Source organism: Pseudomonas sp. IT-P12 (genome assembly GCF_949767465.1).
Taxonomy (GTDB): domain Bacteria; phylum Pseudomonadota; class Gammaproteobacteria; order Pseudomonadales; family Pseudomonadaceae; genus Aquipseudomonas.
In genome coordinates, this window is record NZ_CATKPY010000024.1 from 359,396 (window position 1) to 378,307 (window position 18,912).

The following is an 18,912-nucleotide window of genomic DNA, read 5'->3' on the forward strand; positions in this document are numbered from 1 at the left end:
TCCTGCGGCTGTTACGTCCCAGTCTGGTTGATCCAACGCCTTGGCGATTTGATACCAGTCAACAGAGGCGCAAGCCTAACCCCAAAGACCCGCAGGCGCGAGCGTGCTCGCGTCTATCGGCAGAGAGCGGGTCGCAAGTCGAGGACAGCCGCCCATTGCTCGGGCGTCACCGGCATCACGGACAGCCGCGAACCTTTCTGCACCAGGGGCATTTCGGCCAGCGCCGCCTGTTGTTTCAGGAAATCGAGCTTCAAGACCCTGGAAAACGTCTCGACATGCGCCACGTCAATGGCGCTCCAGGCATTCTTCTCTACGCTGGCCTTCGGATCGAAGTAGTGACTCTCCGGCTCCAGGGCTGTGGGGTCGGGATACGCCGCTTTGACGATCTTGCCGATCCCGGCAATCCCCGGTTCCGGGCAGCTGGAGTGATAGAAAAAGAATTCGTCGCCCACCGCCATCGATCTCAGGAAGTTTCGCGCCTGATAGTTGCGCACGCCGTCCCAGCGCGCTGTACCCAGCTGCTCCAGACCTTTGATCGAGAGTTCGTCGGGCTCGGATTTCATCAGCCAATAGGCCATGGGTTTTGCTCCTGGCGGGTCGGTGGGCAAGTTGTCGGGCAATTTTATGACAAACCGACGGTCGGTTGACGCCAGCGTTTGCGTGTCAGTTCACGTTGTCGCAAAATGCCGGCCTTCTAAGCTTGACGCTGCTGCACGGCCTACACCTACAACGGAAACCGCTGCTGTCATCGTGTTGATATGCCTTTGGGGGGCAGTCGATGAAACGCAAACCGGATTTACTATGGATATTGGTTATTTTGTTCGGCCTTGGCGTCGTGACCACCGGCTATGCCCAAAGCCTGTGGAGCAGCAAGACCGAAGCGCCGATTGAAATCGCGCAGCAACAACAGTCGTCAGCATTCAAGCGCTGAACCTGCCCGCCGACGCCGCTGACCGCAGTGGCGTCTAGCCTGCGTCGTACCAGGCCTTGTCCGTGACCGTTCCCTGCAGCGGCACATCCCAGCTCGCTTGCGCCAATCGTTCGACCTTCTGACATTCATGGGCCAGGCCCAGCAGCGTCGGCTTGCGCCAGTTCTTGCGCCGGGCCAGGTACGCCAGGCTGCGATCATAGAAACCGCCGCCCATGCCCAGGCGTCCGCCGACATCGTCAAACCCCACCAATGGCAACAACACCAGGTCCAATGCCCAGACCTTGCGTTGGCGAGCGAGATTCGCCCGTGGCTCGAGGATGCGAAAACGGTTGGGTTTGAGCGTTTCCCCGGGACGAATGCGCTGGAACACCATCTTGGTGCGTGGCCAGGCGCTGAGGACCGGCAGATAAGTCGCCTTGCCACGCCGTTGAGCCGCCCGCAGCAAGAGCCGTGGGTCGATTTCACCGTCGGTCGGCAGGTACAGGGAGATGTGTCGGGCGCGGCGAAACAGCGGTTGCTGGGCCAATTGCTTATACAGCCCGCGAGCCGCCTTGCGCTGCTGACAGGGTGTCAGTGCGCGGCGCGCCTTGCGCAGCATGCGTCGAAGTTGCGGGCGGGGCAGCAGCGCAGGTTCGGTCATGGATTCAGGCTTCGGCAGTGCGGGCAAACGCCCATAAAAAAGCCGATGCCGGCGTGAACCGGCATCGGACTGGAATCAGGCTCCCCGGATGAACCGCTGCTGACTTAGCCCTTGAACCCGAAAGTTCAAGGTGGAAGATGCAGTAGGCTTTAAGGCTTTCCGTCTAGCGGACATGCACACCAGCCCAACGTGCAACCTCCAGGGTAGTGCGAATCGGCTCAGGGACGTGGTCAACTGGCAAGCACCCCAGGGAGTGTTGCGAGTATAACCCAAGCGGTTCGGCGAATCAGCCTTTGGTGACGTCCGGATCGGTGGTCAGGACCAGATCGACGCGATCGAGCAGGTCGCGCACCTGCTCGCGGGTTGCGCTGCTGACCGGCACATCCGGGCGTTCCGCCTTGTGCAGGAGGTCGTGGGTGATGTTCAGCGCGGCCATCACGGCGATGCGGTCGGCGCCAATCACTTTGCCGCTGCTGCGGATTTCGCGCATCTTGCCGTCCAGGTAACGGGCCGCGCTCACCAGGTTGCTGCGCTCTTCCTGCGGGCAGATGATCGAATATTCTTTGTCGAGGATCTGCACGGTGACGCTATTGCTTGAACTCATGAGTCTTGCTCCAGGGCCTTGAGGCGCGAAATCATCGATTCGACCTTACGCCGGGCGATTTCGTTTTTTTCAATGAGGTGAGCGCGTTCCTCGCGCCAGGATTTTTCCTGAGCTAGTAGGAGTGCGTTTTGACTCTTAAGTTGCTCGACCCGATCAATTAGCAGTTCGAGTCTGGCCATCAGCGCTTGCAGGTCGGTGTCTTCCATTGTCTTCACTGTCTGATGGGTATTGAACTGCAGGAGCGAGCGTGTTTGCGAAGGTCGCCGACGACAGCGCCAGGTCACTGACCAACCCTCGGCGGTTTCGGGTTCATCGCGAGCAGGCTCGCTCCTACAGAGGAGTCGATGTAGGATACAAGGCCTTCATTCTAGACATTGCGCCGTCTGGCGCCTAGCTGCCCATGCCCATTCAGAATTCCCCCTACCAAGCCTTCGCCACCTTGCTGTCTTCCAGCGGTCATTCCGCCTCGCCTGCCGAACTGCATGGCTTGCTCCTCGGCCGCAGTTGCGCCGGGGCCGGCTTCGATGCCGAAGGCTGGCTGATCGATGCCGCCGAGCTGCTCGAGAACGAGCCGCAAGACAACGTTCGCAATGCCTTGATCGGCCTGCAAGAGATGGTCAAGGGCGAACTCACCGGCGACGACGTGACCGTGGTCCTGTTGCTGCCGACCGATGACACGCCCCTGGCCGACCGTGCCGCTGCACTGGGTCAATGGTGCCAGGGCTTTCTCAGCGGTTTCGGCCTGAACTGCCGCGACAGTAGCATGCTGAGTACCGAAGCCACTGAAGTGTTGCAGGATCTGTCCGCGATCTCCCAGGTGCAGGATGCACTGGAGGAGTCCGACGATGGTGAAAACGACTACATGGAAGTGATGGAATACCTGCGTGTCGCGCCACTGTTGCTGTTCTCCGAAACCCGTAAGCTGGACGCGCCGGTCGCTGCCAAGCCGTCACTGCATTAATCGCGAGCCAGGAAAAGCCATCTGCCCATGATTCATATCCCGAAATCGGAATACAGCCGTCGCCGCAAGGCCCTGATGGCGCAGATGGAACCCAACAGCATCGCCATACTGCCCGCCGCCGCAGTGGCCATCCGCAATCGCGATGTCGAGCACGTCTACCGCCAGGACAGCGACTTCCAGTACCTCAGCGGCTTCCCCGAGCCGCAAGCGGTCATCGTGCTGATGCCCGGTCGCGAGCATGGTGAATACATCCTGTTCTGCCGTGAACGCAACGCCGAGCGCGAACTCTGGGACGGCCTGCGTGCGGGCCAGGAAGGGGCGATCCGCGACTTCGGCGCCGACGACGCCTTCCCCATCACCGACATCGACGACATCCTGCCGGGCCTGATCGAAGGGCGCGACCGGGTGTATTCGGCCATGGGCAGCAACCCCGAGTTCGACCGACACCTGATGGACTGGATCAACGTGATCCGCTCCAAGGCGCACCTCGGTGCCCAGCCGCCGAACGAATTCGTTGCGCTGGATCATCTGCTGCACGACATGCGCCTGTATAAATCGGCGGCAGAAGTGAAGGTGATGCGCGAGGCTGCGCGGATTTCCGCCCAGGCGCATGTCCGGGCGATGCAGGCCAGTCGACCAGGGCTGCATGAGTTCAGCCTCGAAGCCGAGCTCGATTACGCGTTCCGCAAGGGCGGGGCGAAGATGCCGGCCTACGGCTCGATCGTCGCCTCCGGTCGCAACAGCTGCATCCTGCATTACCAGCAGAATGACGCCGTGCTCAAGGACGGTGACCTGGTATTGATCGACGCTGGTTGCGAAATCGATTGCTACGCCAGTGACATCACCCGTACCTGGCCGGTCAACGGTCGGTTTTCTGCCGAACAGAAGGCGATCTACGAACTGGTACTGGCCTCGCAACAAGCGGCCTTTGCCGAAATCGCGCCGAACAAACACTGGAACCAGGCGCACGAAGCCACGGTCCAGGTGATTACCGCCGGGCTGGTGAAGCTGGGCCTGTTGCAGGGTGACGTGGACGAATTGATCGCCAGCGAAGCCTACAAGGCGTTCTACATGCACCGCGCCGGCCATTGGCTGGGCATGGATGTGCATGATGTCGGCGAGTACAAGGTCGGTGGCGAATGGCGCGTATTGGAAGTCGGCATGGCGCTGACGGTGGAACCGGGGATCTACATCGCTGCCGACAATCAGAACGTAGCGAAGAAATGGCGCGGCATAGGCGTGCGCATCGAGGACGACGTCGTGGTCACCAAAACCGGCTGTGAAATCCTGACCCAGGGCGTACCGAAGACGGTCGCCGAAATCGAGGCCCTGATGGCCGAAGCGCGGACACAAGCGGCATGAGTCGAGTCAATCTGGCAATTATCGGCGGCGGCCTGGTCGGCGCCAGCCTGGCGTTGGCATTGCAGGCCGGGGCCAGGGCCCGTGGCTGGAAGATCGTGCTGATCGAGCCGTTTGCCCCGGGCGACAGTTATCAGCCGAGCTATGACGCGCGATCTTCGGCGCTGTCGTACGGTGCCAAGCAGATTTATCAACGGTTGGGCCTGTGGCAGGACATTTCCCGTCGCGCCGAGCCGATCAAGCAGATTCACGTGTCCGACCGTGGCCGTTTCTCCACCGCGCGTCTCTCGGCGATGGAAGAGGGCGTGCCGGCGCTCGGTTATGTAGTGGAAAACGCCTGGCTGGGCCAATGCCTGTGGCAAGGACTGGACAAGGAGGTGGTGACCTGGCGCTGCCCGGCGGAAGTCACGCGCATGGAACCGCTGGCCGACGGCTACCGCCTGACCCTCAATGACGAAACCCTCCTGGAATGCGAGCTTGCGGTACTCGCCGATGGCGGCCGCTCCGGGCTGCGCGAGCAACTGGGGATTGGCGTCCGGCAGCGTCCGTATAATCAGAGCGCGCTGATCGCCAACATTACCCCGAGCGAAGCGCACAACGGCATGGCGTTCGAGCGGTTCACCGATGATGGCCCGATGGCCTTGCTGCCGTTGGCGGACAACCGCTGTGCACTGGTCTGGACCCGTCTGGGCATGGACGCGCAACGGCTGGCGGCGCTCGATGAGCGCAGCTTCCTCAGCGAATTGCAGAACGTGTTCGGTTACCGCCTCGGCACCTTGAAACAGGTCGGTGCGCGGCATCTTTACCCGCTGACGCTGATCGAGGCCGAAGAACAGGTGCGCCCGCATCTCGCCGTACTGGGCAACGCCGCCCACAGTCTGCACCCGATTGCCGGCCAGGGTTTCAACCTGTCGCTGCGCGATGCCCAGGCCCTGGCGGAGGCGTTGCTGGCGAGCGATAAACCTCTGGGCGACTTCGCGACGTTGCAGGCTTACCGCGAACGCCAGCGTCTGGACCAGAACCTGACGGTGGGTTTTTCCGATCAGGTCACGCGTTTGTTCGGCAGCAGCTTGCCGCTGGTGTCGCTGGGCCGCAACATCGGCCTGCTGGGCCTTGACCTGCTGCCGCCGGCCAAGCGCTGGTTCGCTCGCCAGGCCATGGGGCTGGGTACGCGTCCCGATGTTTAAGTGGCTGACCGACCGGTTGGGCAAAGCGCGGTTGCTGCGTTGGGTCATGACGATCTACCCGCCGTACCTCGGCGCCGGCGTTCGGGTGCGGCACATCAGCGATGACTTCCGCGACGTCCAGGTGTCGATGGGGCTGGGCTGGTACAACCGCAATTACGTCGGTACCCAGTTCGGCGGCAGCCTGTACTCGATGGTCGATCCGTTCTACATGCTGATGCTGATGGAAAACCTCGGACGCGACTACATCGTCTGGGACAAAGCGGCCGACATCGACTTCATCTCGCCGGGCAAGGGCCCGGTGTTCGCCCGTTTCAACGTCGACCAGACCCTGCTCGACGAGATCCGCCGGCAGACGGCGACGGGCGAAAAATACCTGCCGCAATTGCAGGTCGATATTCACGACGGCGCCGGCACTCTGGTAGCGCGGGTCCGGAAAACCCTTTATGTGCGGCTCAAGCCGCAAGCGAGACAGGCTTAAAGCATGGACATGCGCGCAGATCTGCTGATTGTCGGAGCCGGAATGGTCGGCAGTGCCCTGGCGCTGGCGTTACGTGACAGCGGGCTGAACATCCTGCTGCTGGACGGCAGCCCGATGACCGTCAAACCCTTCGACGCGCAGGCGCCGTTCGAACCGCGAGTGAGCGCCCTGTCGGCGGCCAGCCAGCGGATACTCGAACGCCTGGGCGCCTGGGAAGGCATCGCCAGGCGCCGCAGCAGCCCGTACTCCGACATGCACGTCTGGGACGGCAGCGGCACTGGGCAGATCCACTTCAGTGCGGCCAGCGTGCATGCCGAGGGGTTGGGCCATATCGTCGAGAACCGCGTGGTCCAGGACGCCTTGCTCGACTGCCTGCACGACAGCGACCTCGGCCTGCTGGCCAATGCGCGGCTGGAGCAGATGCGTCGCTCCGGCGATGACTGGTTGCTGACCCTGGCCGATGGCCGGACGTTGCGCGCGCCCCTGGTGATTGCGGCGGATGGCGCCAACTCGGCGGTACGGCGCCTGACCGGCGTGGCCACGCGCGAATGGGATTACCTGCACCACGCGATCGTCACCAGCGTGCGCAGCGCCAACCCGCATCAAATGACCGCCTGGCAACGTTTCACCGATAACGGCCCCCTGGCGTTTCTGCCGCTGGAGCGCGATGGACAGCAGGACTGGTGCTCGATCGTCTGGTCGACCACCCCAAGCGAGGCCGAACGCTTGATGGCGCTGGACGACGACAGCTTCTGTCGTGAACTGGAGCGGGCCTTCGAAGGTCGCCTGGGGTCTGTGCTCAGTGCCGATCCACGGCTGTGCGTGCCGCTGCGTCAGCGCCATGCCAAGCGTTACGTGGCCGAAGGCCTGGCCCTGATCGGCGACGCTGCCCACACCATTCACCCGTTGGCCGGGCAGGGTGTGAACCTTGGCTTCCTCGACGCAGCCGTGCTCGCCGAAGTATTGCTGCAAGCCACGGAGCGCGGCGAGCGACTGGCGGACGTGAAAGTGCTGAGCCGCTTCGAACGCCGGCGCATGCCGCACAACCTGGCCTTGATGGCGGCGATGGAGGGCTTCGAGCGCTTGTTCCAGGCCAACCCGTTGCCGGTGCGCTGGCTGCGTAATGCCGGGTTGAAGCTGGTGGATCAGATGCCGGAGGCCAAGGCGTTGTTCGTGCGCGAGGCGCTGGGGTTGACCGGGGACCTGCCGGCCCTGGCCAAGGCCTGATGCTTTATCGAGGCTGGTCGCGAAGGCATCGGTGAACTCACCAAGAACCCCATGCCATGCAACATCTGGTAACTCCTCCGCCAACTGTTCGATTGAGATGGTAAATGTGAGTCCTTATCATTTGGCCTCACTTTTCCAATCGAGAGATGGCTCCCATGTTGGCATCGAAGCGTCTACTGACGGCACTCGCCCTGACCCTGATCGGCAGCACCGCCGCCCAGGCCGCTGACGAGGTGGTGGTCTACTCCTCGCGTATCGACGAGCTGATCAAGCCGGTGTTCGATGCCTACACCGCGAAAACCGGTGTGAAGGTGAAATTCATCACCGACAAGGAAGCGCCTTTGATGCAGCGCATCAAGGCCGAAGGCGAGAACGCAACCGCCGACCTGCTGTTGACCGTCGACGCCGGCAACCTCTGGCAGGCCGAGCAAATGGGCATCCTGCAGCCCTTCACCTCGAAAACCATCGACACCAACATCCCGGCCCAGTACCGCTCTTCCAGCCACGCCTGGACCGGCCTGAGCCTGCGGGCGCGGACGATTGCCTATTCCACCGACCGGGTGAAGCCGGGCGAGTTGACCACCTATGAAGCCCTGGCCGACAAGAATTGGGAAGGCCGCTTGTGCCTGCGGACGGCAAAGAAGGTCTACAACCAGTCGCTGACCGCCACCATGATCGAAGTCCACGGCGCGGAACAAACCGAGAAAATCCTCAAGGGCTGGGTCAACAACCTGTCCACCGATGTGTTCTCCGATGACGTCGCCGTGCTCGAAGCGATCAGTGCCGGCCAGTGCGACGTCGGCATCGTCAACACCTACTACTACGGTCGCCTGCACAAGCAGAATCCCGAGCTGGCGGTGAAGCTGTTCTGGCCTAACCAGGCCGATCGGGGCGTGCACGTGAACCTGTCGGGTATCGGCCTGACCAAGCATGCGCCGCATCCGGACGCGGCCAAGGCGCTGGTGGAGTGGATGACCACGGCGCAAGCGCAGAAGATCTTCGCCGACATCAACCAGGAGTTCCCGGCCAACCCTGCGGTCAAACCGTCGGCCGAAGTGGCCAGTTGGGGCGAGTTCGTCGCCGATACCCTGCCGGTGGAAGTGGCCGGCAAGCGCCAGGCCGAAGCCATTCGCATGATGGATCGGGCTGGCTGGAACTGACGCCACCGTTATACTGCGCGCCGTGATCGCTCCCGCACCGTATCGGGAGCGTTGTGCCCACGCCTGACGTGGGCACGTTCATTTTAACGAGAGTTTTTCCTTGGCCCACCCCGCCCAACGCCGCTGGTACCCCCTGGTCTTCGCCATCGCTGCGCTGGTCCTGCTGCCCCTGAGCGTTTTGCTGCTGTCCTGGCAAACCATCGATCAACAGATCTGGTCTCACCTCTGGGACACCCAGATGCCGCGTCTGCTGGGCAATACGGTGACCCTGGTCCTGGGCGTCGGGATTGGCGTCACGCTGCTGGGGGTCAGCCTCGCGTGGCTCACCAGCCTGTGCGAGTTTCCAGGGCGCCGCTGGCTGGATTGGGCGTTGATGCTGCCGTTCGCGATTCCCGCCTACGTGCTGGCCTTTGTCTTCGTCGGCCTGCTGGATTTCGCCGGCCCCGTGCAGACGCTGATGCGTGAATGGTTCGGCGCCGGTCTGAGGTTGCCGCGAGTGCGCTCGACCGGTGGCGTCATCCTGGTCTTGGTTCTGGTCTTCTATCCCTACGTTTACCTGTTGGCGCGCACGGCGTTCCTGGCGCAGGGCAAAGGCCTGATGGAGGCGGCACGGGTCCTCGGGCAATCACCCTGGCAAGCGTTCTGGCGCGTCGCGCTGCCCATGGCGCGGCCGGCCATCGGGGCGGGTGTGGCCTTGGCGTTGATGGAAACCCTGGCGGATTTCGGTGCAGTGTCGGTGTTCAACTTCGACACCTTTACCACCGCCATCTACAAGACCTGGTACGGCTTCTTCAGCCTCTCCAGCGCGGCGCAACTGGCCAGCCTGTTGCTGCTGGTGGTGATGGTGGTGCTCTACGGCGAGCGCCGGGCCCGTGGGGCCAACCGCGCCAGTAACGAGCGGCCAAGGGTCAAGGCGTTGTATCACCTGCGGGGATTCAAGGCGCTGGCGGCGACGAGTTGGTGCGCCCTGGTGTTCGCCTGCGCCTTTGTCATTCCGATGCTGCAATTGGCGGTGTGGTTCTGGCAGCGTGGTCGTTTCGACCTGGACGAGCGATACGCCGGGCTGATTGTCCACACGCTGTACCTGGGGGTCATGGCGGCGTTGATTACCGTCAGTGTCGCGCTGGTGCTGGCGTTTGCCGGGCGTCTGGCGCCCACGCGGGCGATCCGCTCCGGCGTGAGCCTGGCCAATCTGGGCTACGCGTTGCCGGGCTCGGTGCTGGCGGTGTCGATCATGCTGGCGTTCAGTTACCTGGATCGCGAAGTGGTGATCCCTGTTTCGGGCTGGCTGGGCGGTGCCGGCAAGCCATTGCTGCTGGGCAGCCTGTCGGCCTTGCTGCTGGCGTACCTGGTGCGGTTCATCGCCGTGGCCTACGGTCCGCTGGAAAGCAGCCTGGCGCGAATACGGCCATCTTTGCCCGAAGCAGCGCGTAGCCTCGGCGTCAGTGGGCCTCGACTGTTTTTCAAAGTGTATCTGCCGTTGTTGCTGCCGGGCACCTTGAGTGCCGCGTTGCTGGTGTTCGTCGACGTGCTCAAGGAAATGCCCGCGACGTTGCTGATGCGCCCGTTTGGCTGGGACACGCTGGCGGTAAGGATCTTTGAAATGACCAGTGAAGGGGAGTGGGCAAGAGCGTCGTTGCCCGCCCTGACCCTGGTTTTGGTCGGGTTGTTGCCGGTCATCGGATTGATTCGACGTTCGGCCCATCAAAACAGCTAGGTGTCAGTCCTACACCTTGAGGCTACAATGCGCGGCATTCGGTGCGGTCCGTCTGACAGACCCGGTTGCTGAAATCGGCTCAAAGCCCTTTATCCAAAGGCCTTTATCCCGTGCAGTACCGGCCCGTACCCTCGCCAAGCCCGGAAGGAGAAACCCATGGGACAGCGTACGCCTCTGTATGACCTTCACCTCGCCCTCGGTGCGAAGATGGTCGATTTTGGCGGTTGGGACATGCCTTTGCATTACGGTTCGCAAGTCGAGGAACACCATCAGGTGCGCCGCGACTGCGGGGTTTTCGATGTCTCCCACATGACCGTGATCGATGTCGGCGGAAGGCAGGCCAAGGCCTGGCTCCAGCATTTGCTGGCCAATGACGTCGAGCGCCTGCACAGCACCGGCCGTGCCCTGTACAGCGCCATGCTCAATGAGCGTGGCGGCATCGTCGACGACATGATCGTCTACCGCCTCGACGACGGTTATCGGCTGGTGGTCAACGCCTCCACCCGCGATCAGGACCTGGCATGGATGCAGGCCCACCTCGATGGCTTCGACGTGCACCTGCACGAGCGGCCGGAATTGGCGATGCTCGCCATTCAAGGCCCTCACGCCCGGCACAAGATCAGCGAACTGGTCACCCAGTCTCGCGGCAACCTGATCCAGCTGCTCAAGCCCTTCGAAGGCCAGCCCGACGGTGACTGGTTCATCGCGCGCACCGGTTACACCGGCGAAGACGGACTGGAAATCATCCTGCCGGCCGATCAGGCTCCCGGTTTCTTCAACGACCTGGTGGGCGCGGGGATCTCGCCGATCGGGCTTGGCGCGCGCGATACGCTGCGTGTCGAAGCCGGCATGAACCTTTACGGTCAGGACATTCACCAGGCGGTTTCGCCGCTGGCCTCGAACATGGCCTGGAGCATCGCCTGGGAGCCGGCGTCCCGCCCGTTCATCGGTCGCGCCGCCCTGGAGGCCGAACAGGCCGCTGGCGTGCAGCACAAACTGGTCGGTCTGGTGCTTGAGGAACGTGGGGTTTTGCGTGCTCATCAAGTGGTTCGCATCGCCAATGTTGGCGAAGGGGAGATCACCAGTGGTAGTTTCTCTCCTACGCTTAGCAAGTCGATTGCACTGGCGCGCGTGCCGATGGCCACAGCCGACCGCGCGGAAGTGGAAATCCGTGGCAAATGGTACCCGGTCCGGGTGGTCAAACCGACTTTCGTACGCCATGGCAAAACCCTGATCTAACCTTTTCCGGCGGGCAACGACCGCTGACAATTTTCTTGAGGACACAGAACATGAGCGATATCCCTGCCGACCTGCGTTTTGCCGAAAGTCACGAATGGGCCCGCCTGGAAGCCGATGGCACCGTCACCGTGGGCATCAGCGATCACGCTCAGGAAGCCTTGGGCGATGTGGTGTTCGTTGAGCTGACCGAAGTCGGCACCCAGTTCGCCGCCGGTGATCAGTCCGGTGTGGTCGAGTCGGTGAAGGCCGCTTCCGACATCTACTCCCCGGTTGCCGGTACGGTGACGGCGGTCAACGAAGAACTGAGCGCCAACCCGGAACTGCTCAACTCTGATCCGTACGGCGCCTGGATCTTCAAGCTCAAGCCAAGCAACGCTGGCGATCTGGACAAGCTGCTCGATGCGGCTGGCTACAAGGCCGCCATCGGCGAGTAAGCCCTGAGCGTCAACCCAAAGCCCCGACCTGTCGGGGCTTTTTCATGTTTACGCCCCTGATTCCTGCGGGTGTACACGACCCCTGTGGGAGCTGGCTTGCCAGCGATGGCGGTCTTATAGGCGACCCTGTTTTTTTGGGTGTACATATCCGGTGTTGCGGTAACGGCCGCTTAAGTTTCCGCCCTTACGGCGGGTCACTTTCGAAAAGCGCGAAAGTAACCAAAGCGCTTTGATCCCCTGACGTACGGTGCCTCGCCTAGGCTCGGCATACCCTCGCTCCGGTCCTGCTCCGTGGGCCCGCCGCCATCGGCCATCCATGGCCGGCGGCGGCTAAACCGGCATCCATGCCGGTTTGCCCACTGCGCAGAACCTCCACTCGGCCTTCCGACGCGGCAGATCAAAAGCCAAAGCCAAAGCCAAAGCCAGATCAAAAGCCAACGCATTCTCCTGTAGGAGCGAGCTTGCTCGCGATGGAGGTTCAGGCAACGCGTTCCGTCAGGCAAACCGCGTCATCGTTGGCGACCATCGCCGGCGGGCCGGCTGGCGCTCGTTCCCCAGGGTTTGCATCCAACATCGACTGCTATGCTGGATTGACCGTGTTGCATCGACGCCGAGCGCCAGTCAAGAGAGAGCCCGTCATGTCCCAGTTGCCGTCCCTGAGCCAGTTACGCGACCCCAATGCCTTCCTGCGCCGTCATCTCGGGCCCGATGCCGCCGAGCAGCAGGCGATGCTCGACAGTCTCGGCCTTGGCAGTCGCGTCGAACTGATCGAGCAAACGGTGCCGCCGAGCATCCGCCTGAACCGGGCACTCGAGTTGCCGCCCGCCCTCGACGAACAGGCCGCGCTGGCCAAACTGCGCGGTTATGCCGAGCAGAACCAGGTCTGGACCAGCCTGATCGGCATGGGGTATCACGGCACGATCACCCCGGCCGTGATTCTGCGCAACGTGCTGGAAAATCCCGGTTGGTACACCGCCTACACGCCCTATCAACCGGAGATCGCCCAGGGTCGGCTCGAAGCCCTGCTGAATTTCCAGCAATTGACCATCGACCTCACCGGGCTGGAGCTGGCCAACGCCTCGCTGCTGGACGAAGCCACGGCGGCGGCCGAGGCCATGGCCTTGGCCAAGCGCGTCGCCAAGTCCCGGAGCAACCTGTTTTTCGTCGACGAAAACTGCCATCCGCAGACGATTTCCGTGGTGCAGACCCGTGCCGAAGGTTTCGGTTTCGAGCTGATCGTCGACACGCTGGATAACCTCAAGCAGCACCAGGTGTTCGGTGCGCTGCTGCAATACCCCGACACCCACGGCGAGATTCGCGACCTGCGCCCGTTGATCGATCACCTGCACGCCCAGCAAGCCCTGGCCTGCGTCGCCACCGATCTGTTGAGCCTGCTGTTGCTGACCCCGCCGGGCGAATTGGGCGCCGATGTGGTGTTCGGCTCGTCCCAGCGCTTCGGCGTGCCGATGGGCTACGGCGGGCCGCATGCGGCGTTTTTTGCCAGCCGCGATGAGTACAAGCGGGCGATTCCCGGGCGGATCATCGGGGTCTCGAAAGATGCCCGGGGCAACACCGCGTTGCGCATGGCGCTGCAAACCCGCGAGCAGCACATCCGTCGGGAGAAGGCCAACTCGAACATCTGCACCGCCCAGGTGCTGTTGGCCAACATCGCCAGTTTTTATGCGGTCTACCACGGCCCGCAAGGGCTCAAGCGCATTGCCCAGCGTGTCCACCGACTCACCTGCATTCTCGCGGCGGGCCTGGAACGCCACGGCATCAAGCGTCTCAACCAGCACTTCTTCGATACCCTGACGCTGGAAGTGGGAGGCACGCAGACCGCGATCATCGAAAGCGCCCGTGCCGCGCAAATCAACCTGCGTATTCTGGGGCGCGGGCGGTTGGGATTGAGCCTCGATGAAGCCTGCGATGAAAACACCGTTGCCAGGCTGTTCGACGTGTTCCTCGGTGCCGACCATGGGCTCGATGTCCAGCTACTGGACGCTGAAGACTTGCCGGCGGGGATTGCGCCCGGCCTGCTGCGTGTCTCACCGTACCTGAGTCACCCGGTGTTCAGTGCACATCACAGCGAAACCGAGATGCTGCGTTACCTCAAGCAGCTGGAGAACAAGGACCTTGCACTGAATCAGTCGATGATCCCGCTGGGCTCCTGCACCATGAAGCTCAACGCCACCAGCGAGATGATCCCCATCACCTGGCCGCAATTCGCCAACCTGCACCCGTTCGCGCCCAGGGAGCAGGCGCTTGGCTATACCTTGATGATCGAGGAACTGGAGCGCTGGCTCTGCGCGATCACTGGTTTCGATGCGATCTGCATGCAGCCCAACTCCGGTGCGCAGGGCGAATACGCCGGGTTGCTGGCGATCCGCAAATACCATGAGAGCCGCCATCAGGGGGCGCGGGACATCTGCCTGATTCCGTCCTCGGCACACGGCACCAACCCTGCTTCCGCGCAGATGGCCGGGATGCGCGTGGTGATCGTCGAATGCGACGAGGCGGGCAACGTCGATCTGCCGGACTTGAAGGACAAGGCAGCCGAGGCCGGCGACCGGCTCGCTTGCCTGATGGCGACGTATCCCTCGACCCATGGTGTGTACGAGGAAGGTATCCGTGAGATCTGTGAAGTGATTCACCAGCACGGCGGCCAGGTGTACATGGATGGCGCCAACCTCAACGCGCAAGTCGGGTTGGCGCGGCCGGCGGACATCGGTGCCGACGTTTCGCACATGAACCTGCACAAGACCTTCTGCATTCCCCATGGTGGCGGCGGGCCCGGCATGGGGCCGATCGGAGTGCGGGCGCACCTGGCACCGTTCGTGGCCAATCACCCGGTGGTGACCATTGATGGTCCGCAGGCGCAGAACGGTGCGGTGAGTGCGGCTCCTTGGGGCAGTGCGAGCATCCTGCCGATCAGCTGGATGTACATCGCCATGATGGGACCGCAACTGGCGGACGCCAGCGAGGTGGCCATTCTCGCGGCGAATTACCTGGCGCAGCATTTGTCCGGCGCCTTCCCGGTGCTTTACACCGGTCGCAACGAACGGGTGGCCCATGAGTGCATTCTCGATCTGCGACCGCTCAAGGCACTGACCGGGATCAGCGAGGAGGACGTGGCCAAGCGCCTGATGGATTACGGCTTCCATGCACCGACCATGTCGTTCCCGGTGCCGGGCACCTTGATGGTCGAACCGACCGAAAGCGAGTCGAAAGCGGAGCTGGACCGTTTTATCGGAGCGATGTTGAGCATTCGCGCAGAAATCACCGAGGTGCAGAACGGCACCTGGCCGGCCGAGGACAACCCGCTCAAGCGCGCGCCGCACACGCTGGCCGACATCACCGGGGTCTGGGAGCGCCCCTACAGTGTCGAACAGGCCGTGACGCCGGACGCGCACACCCGGGCGCACAAGTACTGGCCGGCGGTGAATCGGGTGGATAACGTGTATGGCGACCGGAACCTGTTTTGTGCGTGTGTGCCGGTGGATGATTACCGCTGAGACGACATAGATCCAGGGTGGGAGCGAGCCTGCTCGCGATGCGGGGTGTCCAACGACACAGATGCTGGATGTGCCTGCCTCATCGCGAGCAGGCTCGCTCCCACAAGTAATTGCGGCAGCTCCGGATGCCATGTTTCCTGGCAAAAAAATGCCGCTCGATCGAGCGGCATTTTTGTCAGCGTTGAAGCTTATTCCGAGGCGACGGCGTTCTTCGCCAGGATCGCGTTCGCCAGTTCCATGTCCGTGGCCTGCAGGCCAGGGTTGTCGGCGCGGACTTTCTGCATCGCGGCTTCCAGGTACGGGCCACGAATGCTGCCGTCACTGGCGACAAAACTGCCGGCATCGTCCTGTGCGGCAATGATCAGTTTGTGATCCTTGAAGGTCAGGTAAGTCGAGCCGGTGGTGGCGCCGGACGAAATGACGTTACGCCAAAAGCTGTCGGCCATCGCCGAACCGACTGGCAGGGACAACACGGCGAGGGTAGCGACAGCAAGTTTGAAACGCATGATGGGTGACTCCACTGGGTTATCTACGGCGTTGGATCGTCAACGCCCCGGTGGAGTTCCATGCTGCCGCCGGCAACGTGTTTCATTTTTGTTCGCTTTGCGGCGTGACCCGCAACACTTCTTCGATGGTCGTCAAACCCGCAGCGACCTTCTGTGCCCCCGACAACCGCAAACTGCGCATGCCTTCCTTGAAGGCCTGGCGTCGGATCGCCAACAGATCGGTGTCGGGGTTGATCAGCGCCTTGAGCCCGTCGGTGAGCTGCATGATTTCGTAGACCCCGGCGCGACCGCGATAACCGGTGTCGCGGCACTCCAGGCAGCCGATGGCGCGCTGGGCATTGCCCGGCAACGGTGCCTGCCAGGGCCGGGTGAGGGTTTGCCAGTCGTCCTCGGCCAGGGTCAGTGGCGCCTTGCAGTGCGGGCACAGGGTGCGCACCAGGCGCTGGGCCATGACCCCGAGCACCGTGGCCTTGATCAGGTAATGCGGCACGCCGAGTTCCAGCAGGCGGCTGATGGCGCTGGGCGCGTCGTTGGTGTGCAGCGTCGAGAGCACCAGGTGACCGGTGAGGGCGGCCTGGATCGCCATTTCGGCGGTTTCCAGGTCACGGATCTCGCCGATCATGATGATGTCCGGGTCTTGCCGCATCAGCGCGCGTACCCCGGCGGCGAACGTCAGGTCGATGTTGTGCTGCACCTGCATCTGGTTGAACGCCGGTTCGACCATCTCGATCGGGTCTTCGATGGTGCAGAGGTTGACCTCCGGGGTCGCCAGCTTCTTCAGGGTGGTGTAGAGCGTGGTGGTCTTGCCCGAACCGGTCGGGCCGGTGACCAGGATGATGCCGTTGGGCTGTCGGGTCATGTCCTGCCAGCGACGCAAGTCGTCGGCGGAGAAACCCAGCTGGTCGAAATCCTTGAGCAGCACTTCCGGGTCGAAGATGCGCATGACCATCTTCTCGCCGAACGCCGTTGGCAGCGTCGACAGCCGCAGCTCGACTTCGCCGCCGTCCGGCGTCTTGGTTTTCACCCGGCCGTCCTGGGGTTTGCGTTTTTCCGCGACGTTCATCCGCCCCAGGCTCTTGAGGCGGCTGACAATGGCCATGGTCACCTGCGGCGGGAATTGATAGACGTTGTGCAACACGCCGTCGATGCGAAAACGCACCGTGCCCTGCTCGCGCCGGGGTTCGATGTGGATATCGCTGGCGCGCTGCTGGAAGGCGTACTGGAACAGCCAGTCGACGATGTTGACGATGTGCGCGTCGTTGGCGTCCGGTTCCTGGTCGCTGGCGCCGAGGTTGAGCAGTTGTTCGAAGTTGCCCAGGGTGTTGCTGTGCTGGTCGGCATTGGTCGCGCCGCTGACCGATTTGGCCAGACGGAAGAACTCGACGCTGAAGCGCTGGATGTCCACCGGGTTGGCGACCACCCGTTTGATGGGCAGCTTCAACACATGGGTCAGGTCGGCTTCCCAGCCCTTGACGTAAGGCTGGGCGCTGGCCACGGTCACCGCATCGCGATCGATCGACACCGCGAGAATCCTGTGGCGCTGGGCGAAGGCATAGGACATCAGCGGGGTCACCGCCGCGACGTTGATTTTCAGCGGGTCGATCCGCAGGTAAGGCTGGCCGGCCTGTTGCGACAGCCACAGGGTCAGGCTTTCCAGATCCAGGTGTTTGCCCGGGCGACTGAGGTCGTCCAGCTGCTGGCTGGCGATGAACTCCAGCGGATGCATCTGGCCATTGGCGGCATGACGACGGCGGGCATTGAGCGCGTGCTCGGCCGAGTCCTGGCTGATAAAGCCCTGGGCGACCAGTTCGCGCAGCAAATCGTTGAGATCCAGCCAGCGGTCCTGAAGGGCAAGTTGAACGGACATGCGGGCTCCTCGTGAACATCGGTTCGCAAAGGATAGTCGGGTGCCCGATGACTGTTGGGCCACTACCCGACGAAGCCGTATCGAACCTTTTCAGCCAGTGGCCAGCGCCGCTTCAACCCACAGCGGATCAGCGCCTTGCAGCTCAACCGAACTGACGCTGATCAGGTTGCGCATTTTTTCCGCGATCACCTGGGCACGGTGCCAACTCAGCCCATCCACGACGATCTCGAGCGACAGACCTTGTTCCCCGCGCTGCACGTTGACCTGTTGCGGAATCAGGTACTGCATTGCGAACAGGTTCAGCGCCCGGCACAGCAGGTCGGGCTCGGCTTCGCCCAGCAGTTGGTAGCGGACGCGGCAGTGGGCGTTGCCGGCGTTCCAGGCATCGGTGCGGGTGGGCGTGGTGTTGACGGCTTCCAGGTGCGGCATGGTCGTTCTCCAAAATCACTGGAGGAATTTTTACATTCAAGACCGGGTATTTCTTATCTATGATGGGGTTAATCGGCGATATATCGAATTAGATAATCCAACATTAACGAGATCATGGGTTTTTTTATGCAAGGCGAGCTGGATGGCTACGACCGCAGGATTCTTGCCCTGTTGCAGGAAGACGCTTCTCTCTCCAGCGCGCAGATTGCCGAACAGGTGGGGCTTTCGCAGTCGCCGTGCTGGCGGCGGATCCAGCGGATGAAGGAGGAGGGGATCATTCGCGGGCAGGTGACCTTGCTGGACCGCAAGAAGATCGGTCTCAACACCCAGATCTTCGCGCAGGTCAAACTCAACGCCCACGGACGTTCGAATTTCACCGAGTTCACCGAGGCGATTCGCGGTTTCCCCGAAGTGCTGGAGTGCTACGTGCTGATGGGGGCGGTGGATTTCATGCTGCGCATCGTGGCGGCGGACATCGAGGCGTACGAGCGGTTTTTCTTTGAAAAGCTGTCGCTGGTGCCGGGTATCCAGGAAGTGAACTCGATTGTGGCGCTGTCGGAGATCAAATCGACCACGGCCTTGCCGGTCTAGGGCCTTGTGGAGAAAGCGCGGGCCTCTTCGCGGGCAAGCCCGCTCCCACACCGGACGGTATCAATCCTGT

At 62.5% G+C, this 18,912-nt stretch carries 19 protein-coding genes and 1 other RNA gene; 12 read left to right on the forward strand and 8 right to left on the reverse strand.

Features of this window, described 5'->3' with window-relative positions:
• Positions 1-113: 113 nt before the first annotated feature.
• Positions 114-578, reverse strand: a complete 465-nt coding sequence (locus tag ACM6IM_RS22565; protein WP_192307039.1) for an EVE domain-containing protein — start codon at positions 576-578, stop codon at positions 114-116.
• Positions 579-778: 200 nt separating this feature from the next.
• On the opposite strand from ACM6IM_RS22565, the gene ACM6IM_RS22570 reads away from it, so the two are divergent.
• A complete protein-coding gene (locus tag ACM6IM_RS22570; protein WP_192307034.1) occupies positions 779-931 on the forward strand; it encodes a hypothetical protein in 153 nt (50 codons plus the stop codon).
• Positions 932-965: 34 nt separating this feature from the next.
• Here the strand turns inward: ACM6IM_RS22570 and ACM6IM_RS22575 are convergent, their stop codons facing one another.
• The 4 genes from ACM6IM_RS22575 to ACM6IM_RS22590 all read right to left on the reverse strand — a co-directional run bounded on the left by ACM6IM_RS22575 (position 966) and on the right by ACM6IM_RS22590 (position 2,381).
• The gene (locus tag ACM6IM_RS22575) at positions 966-1,571 is read right to left on the reverse strand and encodes a 5-formyltetrahydrofolate cyclo-ligase (protein ID WP_414866350.1); all 606 of its coding nucleotides are present in this window, start codon (positions 1,569-1,571) and stop codon (positions 966-968) included.
• Positions 1,572-1,648: 77 nt separating this feature from the next.
• Positions 1,649-1,827: non-coding RNA, 6S RNA (ssrS, locus tag ACM6IM_RS22580), on the reverse strand.
• Positions 1,828-1,857: 30 nt separating this feature from the next.
• Positions 1,858-2,175 carry a cell division protein ZapA gene (locus ACM6IM_RS22585; RefSeq protein WP_414866351.1) on the reverse strand — a complete coding sequence of 106 codons (318 nt, stop codon included), beginning with the start codon at positions 2,173-2,175 and terminating at the stop codon, positions 1,858-1,860.
• Entirely contained in the window at positions 2,172-2,381 is a 210-nt protein-coding gene (locus ACM6IM_RS22590) for a TIGR02449 family protein (RefSeq protein ID WP_192307028.1), read from the reverse strand. The genes ACM6IM_RS22585 and ACM6IM_RS22590 overlap by 4 nt, the downstream gene beginning before the upstream one ends.
• 194 nt (positions 2,382-2,575) lie before the next feature.
• Between ACM6IM_RS22590 and ACM6IM_RS22595 the strand changes: the two genes are divergently transcribed.
• The 10 genes from ACM6IM_RS22595 to gcvP all read left to right on the forward strand — a co-directional run bounded on the left by ACM6IM_RS22595 (position 2,576) and on the right by gcvP (position 15,449).
• Positions 2,576-3,136 carry a YecA family protein gene (locus tag ACM6IM_RS22595; RefSeq protein ID WP_192307026.1) on the forward strand — a complete coding sequence of 187 codons (561 nt, stop codon included), beginning with the start codon at positions 2,576-2,578 and terminating at the stop codon, positions 3,134-3,136.
• Between the two features lie 27 nt (positions 3,137-3,163).
• On the forward strand, positions 3,164-4,498 hold the full coding sequence (gene pepP / locus ACM6IM_RS22600) for a Xaa-Pro aminopeptidase (RefSeq protein WP_192307024.1): 1,335 nt from the start codon (positions 3,164-3,166) through the stop codon (positions 4,496-4,498).
• Positions 4,495-5,682, forward strand: coding sequence for a 2-octaprenyl-6-methoxyphenyl hydroxylase (ubiH, locus tag ACM6IM_RS22605; RefSeq protein ID WP_414866352.1), 1,188 nt, complete (start codon positions 4,495-4,497; stop codon positions 5,680-5,682). Before pepP ends, ubiH begins: the two co-directional genes overlap by 4 nt.
• The gene (locus tag ACM6IM_RS22610) at positions 5,675-6,160 is read left to right on the forward strand and encodes a DUF4442 domain-containing protein (protein ID WP_414866353.1); all 486 of its coding nucleotides are present in this window, start codon (positions 5,675-5,677) and stop codon (positions 6,158-6,160) included. The genes ubiH and ACM6IM_RS22610 overlap by 8 nt, the downstream gene beginning before the upstream one ends.
• A gap of 9 nt (positions 6,161-6,169) precedes the next feature.
• Positions 6,170-7,387 carry a 2-octaprenyl-3-methyl-6-methoxy-1,4-benzoquinol hydroxylase gene (locus tag ACM6IM_RS22615; protein ID WP_414866435.1) on the forward strand — a complete coding sequence of 406 codons (1,218 nt, stop codon included), beginning with the start codon at positions 6,170-6,172 and terminating at the stop codon, positions 7,385-7,387.
• 155 nt (positions 7,388-7,542) lie between these two features.
• A complete protein-coding gene (locus ACM6IM_RS22620; RefSeq protein WP_414866354.1) occupies positions 7,543-8,547 on the forward strand; it encodes an extracellular solute-binding protein in 1,005 nt (334 codons plus the stop codon).
• Between the two features lie 100 nt (positions 8,548-8,647).
• Positions 8,648-10,264 carry an ABC transporter permease gene (locus tag ACM6IM_RS22625; RefSeq protein WP_414866355.1) on the forward strand — a complete coding sequence of 539 codons (1,617 nt, stop codon included), beginning with the start codon at positions 8,648-8,650 and terminating at the stop codon, positions 10,262-10,264.
• A 156-nt stretch (positions 10,265-10,420) separates the two neighbouring features.
• Positions 10,421-11,503, forward strand: a complete 1,083-nt coding sequence (gcvT, locus tag ACM6IM_RS22630) for a glycine cleavage system aminomethyltransferase GcvT (RefSeq protein ID WP_414866356.1) — start codon at positions 10,421-10,423, stop codon at positions 11,501-11,503.
• Between the two features lie 50 nt (positions 11,504-11,553).
• Positions 11,554-11,937: a glycine cleavage system protein GcvH gene (gcvH, locus tag ACM6IM_RS22635; protein WP_192307013.1), complete on the forward strand. Its 384-nt coding sequence runs from the start codon at positions 11,554-11,556 to the stop codon at positions 11,935-11,937.
• A 638-nt stretch (positions 11,938-12,575) separates the two neighbouring features.
• Complete coding sequence (gene gcvP / locus ACM6IM_RS22640; RefSeq protein ID WP_192307011.1) at positions 12,576-15,449, forward strand: aminomethyl-transferring glycine dehydrogenase; 2,874 nt, start codon at positions 12,576-12,578, stop codon at positions 15,447-15,449.
• 188 nt (positions 15,450-15,637) lie between these two features.
• On the opposite strand, the gene ACM6IM_RS22645 is transcribed toward gcvP, so the two are convergent.
• The 3 genes from ACM6IM_RS22645 to ACM6IM_RS22655 all read right to left on the reverse strand — a co-directional run bounded on the left by ACM6IM_RS22645 (position 15,638) and on the right by ACM6IM_RS22655 (position 18,251).
• Complete coding sequence (locus tag ACM6IM_RS22645) at positions 15,638-15,958, reverse strand: DUF2388 domain-containing protein (protein WP_192307368.1); 321 nt, start codon at positions 15,956-15,958, stop codon at positions 15,638-15,640.
• A 79-nt stretch (positions 15,959-16,037) separates the two neighbouring features.
• Positions 16,038-17,822: a GspE/PulE family protein gene (locus ACM6IM_RS22650; RefSeq protein ID WP_414866357.1), complete on the reverse strand. Its 1,785-nt coding sequence runs from the start codon at positions 17,820-17,822 to the stop codon at positions 16,038-16,040.
• A 90-nt stretch (positions 17,823-17,912) separates the two neighbouring features.
• Complete coding sequence (locus ACM6IM_RS22655; RefSeq protein WP_201191539.1) at positions 17,913-18,251, reverse strand: hypothetical protein; 339 nt, start codon at positions 18,249-18,251, stop codon at positions 17,913-17,915.
• Between the two features lie 126 nt (positions 18,252-18,377).
• Between ACM6IM_RS22655 and ACM6IM_RS22660 the strand changes: the two genes are divergently transcribed.
• Positions 18,378-18,842, forward strand: a complete 465-nt coding sequence (locus ACM6IM_RS22660; RefSeq protein ID WP_414866358.1) for an Lrp/AsnC family transcriptional regulator — start codon at positions 18,378-18,380, stop codon at positions 18,840-18,842.
• The last annotated feature ends 70 nt before the right edge of the window (positions 18,843-18,912 follow it).